Origin of the sequence: Streptococcus sp. HMSC056C01 (genome assembly GCF_001811305.1) — a bacterium.
Classification (GTDB): Bacteria; Bacillota; Bacilli; order Lactobacillales; family Streptococcaceae; genus Streptococcus.
In genome coordinates, this window is record NZ_KV804217.1 from 464 (window position 1) to 4,693 (window position 4,230).

A 4,230-nucleotide genomic window follows, 5' to 3' on the forward strand; every position below is an offset into this window, starting at 1 on the left:
AGGCCTTATTAATTGGTTGGTCTTTTTCATCAGTTACATCTGGCTTAATAAGCTTACCTTCTGTATCTTGATAATGCACGTAAACATTACCTGTAACTTCTGATTTACGGTAGTAGTGAGTTACATCTGTAGAAATTTGTTTAACAGAAGGAAGTGAGTAGTTGTTGAAGAATGATGGATAGCCTGAAGCTTTATCTCCTGGTGTATTCCCACCGATGATATTAGAAGTATTATTTCGAACAGGATCAACATCCGTTGAGAATTGCGGTGAGCCCGTAAAGGCATCCCCTGTTGCTTTATTGTACCAACCACTCAAGCGCACATTCCCATTTCCACTATCAGTATATGTTTGTACACGAAGATGGTATTGTCCATCCTTACTGTCAACATATCCCAAATCTTTTAAGGCATCTGTTGTTCCAGCAGGTGTTGGCTTACCTCCTGGTTTAACAGGATCTGAGGTATACAACAATGTATAGTTATCTAAATTAAGATTATTTACATCAGTTGCCGGGCTATATGATGACACCTTCGAAGGATCTAAAGCATACAATTTAACAACAGATGTCCCATCTTTATCGACTTGTTCTACAATACGTTTCACATAGTAGTGAGCGCGCCCACCCTGAAGTTCTAGGTACTTAGCTCCAACACCACCTAAGAAACCGCTCATATCTTTTTCTGCATCAGTCCGTGTGAATTCGTAACCTTCAAATGTACGCGGATTAGAGGCGTGATAAGCTTGGCTTTCAATACCCGTTTGAGCGTATGAAGCCAATTCCTCGTTCGTACCCTCTACCTTATAGTGGGTGGTATGGGTTACTTTTTCAATTGGGATGACCGTTTGAACATTCGGTTTTGTTTCTCCAACATTTCCTGGTTTAACTGTATCACGAACTTGAAGAATATGGTGTTTATATCTGTCATCTAAAGTAGGACCAGCATCGCGGTTGTTAGTCCATGTTCCCAGAATTTGTGAAGCTTCTCCAGAAGTATATTCAAATTGAGGTGCATAAGTAGGATTTTCTTGCACTAAAGTCTTAAATTGGTAAATTGACTTGGCAGTCATATCCAAAGTTTCTACTTCTTTGCCCGTAGCTTTTTCTACCAAACGGGCATGAACAGTTGGCGTCTTTGTCGTTCCTACAGCAGAACGGTCTACTGAGAAGGTGACATAGTAGCCACCATTGTTATAGGTAACACCACCTTGATTTGCAGAACCTGCCCAGTTTTGAAGATCCCAGATTGAATAAGTATAGCGATCTGTATTTGGATCCAATTGATAATTTGCATTGTTCCATGCTGGATCCTCAATTGAAGCTCCATTTGGTTCATCCATTTTTGGAGAAACAGATGTTGCTGTCAGTGTATTTGAAGTTGAGATAGCATCCAGTTGTGCTGATACTGCAGGTGCACCATTGACAGTTGTATTTCCATTGAAACCTGCGGCTTTCAAGGTTGCCATCATATCATCTACTGACTTGCTCAAACGTGCACGTTGATCAGCGTATGATTGAGCAGTAGCTTCCGTCAAATTAGTTCCGGCTGATAATTCTGATTGAACTTTAGCAACTGCGTCACTGATTGCTGCTTTTTGCTCTGAATTTTGATGGTTTGACGCATATTTATCTGCAATTTTTGTCAACAAAGCTGCTTCAGAAGCATTTTGTTCTAAGACAGCTTTATCATCCACCGCTGGAACATCTTCAGCTACCTCAGTTGAAGTTGCTGCTGTTACCTTTGCTTCTGTGGCAGATTCGTTGTCAACTACTGGTGACTCTTTAGAATCTTGCTCACTTAATGATTCTGATCCTGTTGCAACTTCTGCTGAACTTACTAAAGCCGATGTAGGAACTGCGTCCTTCCCTTGCTCATCAGCATACCCTGTATTTACAAGTGTTGTTGCACCGAGGACAGCTGTTGCTACTACGATTCCTTTTATGAAACCTCGACTAGTCAATCCCTTAACTGAAGCAGCATCTTCACGTACCTCGGCTACGATAGTTTCTTCGACTTGACCTCGAATCACTTTTAGAAGCCCAAAGTTCGAAGTAGATGCGCGCAACCAATTCTTACCCGACTTAATCAATTTGAACCGAGTCACTCGATCGGTTTCACGGAATTCACCGTTTGAACGTTTAAAAAACATTGCAGTCTCCTTTTTTAATTATATTCACTTTCATTATACATTATTACTGTATAAAAGCAAGAAATATGATATTTAATAACAAAATACTATAAAAAATATATAATGATACAAAAATCATATATATCACTTTGATTAAAAATATGATAATTTCTATAAAATATATAAATGAAGCTATTTAAATTTAACATTAATAACACTTAAAATCATTATCTAAGAATGAAACAGGGTACGAACAAAAAAACTAAGAATAAAATAGGATATTATAGGCGAAATACCATCCAAGATTTCAAGATTCTTATATAAAACATATGAACACATATCTGTCGTTCTGCAAATAGTTTTTTTGCTCTCTAGTATCATCAAATTGAATATAGGTCTTCTAGAAGATTTACACACCTCCAGAACCTAGCTTCATTACTACGAAGCGAATTCATAGTATTCCCAACCTCTACAGATCTTAACTTTCATCACCCCACTACAGTTGACAAAGACCCCAAAAAGCGAACAAGACCAGCTTCTGTTTATCAGAAAACTCGTTTTGCTCGCTTTTTATAATTGAGATTAGTTATTGGTTTCAATCTCTAAAGTTTGGACAGTTATTACAGCAGTTTCTTTAATATTCTGCAATAAGTTCCATAAAATCTATACTTCCTCAACAGTCTTTCTTGAGTTTGACAGATTCTATTCGTCTTCTTTTTTCTTTCCCATTGCAGCTAGACCAAGAAGTGCTCCTACAGCTCCTAAGCTTGCAAGGGTAGCAGTTTCTTTAGCGCCTGTCTCAGGGAGAATATTTTGACGATTTGTAGGTGCTTGATAAGTCTTATCTGGTGATATATCCTGAGCCACATGCGACTGTTCATCCTTGTGTGTAGCGACTTCATGAATAGCTGCTTCTGAACCATTTACACCACCATTAAATCCTGGAACTTGATGGATAGGTGCTTCCCCACCAGAAACTCCTCCTTCAAAGTTTGGAACTCTGTGGACAGCTGCTTCAGAGCCATTCACACTACCAGTAAACTCTGGTACTTCATGGATAGCTGCCTCTGTTTTGCCTGATTCTTCTTTCTTAGTTCCGACTAGCACAATCTCATCTTGCGCCACTTCAACAACTTCACGCAATTTTTCAGTCCGGCTTCCATCTGGTGCTACTTCTGTTAAGATACGTTCCTTGCCTGCGCGACCTACCTGAGTTACGCGAGTTTCACCTTCTGGCAGAGTTGGATCTTCTCGTTTAACAGTCTTGAAGTTGAGAGCTTCTTCTACTACCTCAAGGTTTGGTTGAGTAAAGCTCAATTTTTTAACGCCATCACCTGGCACAGATGTTCCTTCAAAAGTACCAACTTCGATGACACGATCTTGAGCTTCTTCACGTTCAACCTTAACTGTCTTACGTGTATCTCCATCTACTTCTACATATGTCGTTACTTGACCTGCTTTACCTTCTGAAACAACTTGTTCCTTGCCTTTGGCTAAGAAGGTATTCTCACGATGAACAGTATTAAAGGCGATTTGTTCTGTCGTTACTTCAAGACTTGGTTGCGTTTGAACTAATACCTTATCTCCTTCAGTTGGAAGATTTGAATGTTTTACTTCCTCTTTTGGAGTCGCTTGAAGTTGGTTGATAGAAGTTAGAGCTGCTTGCAAGGCTTTGTCTACCGCATCCTGAGTCTTGGCTGCTTCGATCGCTGCGATTGCTTGCTCTGATAACTCGACTAGTTTCTTCTTAGCTTCTTTATCGCTACCTAATTCCTTAGTCTTGTTTTGAATAGCCTCTGCCAAGCTTGCCATTGCCTTATCATAGTCAATCTTAGGCTCTTCTGGTTGGGCTGGTGGCTCTGGTTTTACTTCCTCTTTCGGAGTCGCTTGAAGTTGGTTGATAGAAGTTAGAGCTGCTTGCAAGGCCTTATCAACTGCATCCTGACTTTTAGCTGCTTCGATAGCAGTAAGAGCCTGTTCTGACAACTCAACTAGTTTCTTCTTAGCTTCTTTATCGCTGCCTAGCTCCTTAGTCTTGTTTTGAATAGCCTCTGCCAAACTTGCCATGGCCTTATCATAGTCAATCTTAGGCTCTTCTGGTT

Annotated in this window: 2 protein-coding genes; both read right to left on the bottom strand. The window is 39.9% G+C overall.

The genetic code is table 11. From position 1 onward, the window contains the following. Positions 1-2,149: accessory Sec-dependent serine-rich glycoprotein adhesin (locus HMPREF2795_RS09740; RefSeq protein WP_148131309.1), on the bottom strand; the 2,149-nt coding region annotated here is incomplete at its 3' end. A gap of 681 nt (positions 2,150-2,830) precedes the next feature. Further along, positions 2,831-4,230 (bottom strand): SIALI-17 repeat-containing surface protein (locus tag HMPREF2795_RS10975; protein WP_083303362.1); only part of this gene is annotated, 1,400 nt, incomplete at its 5' end.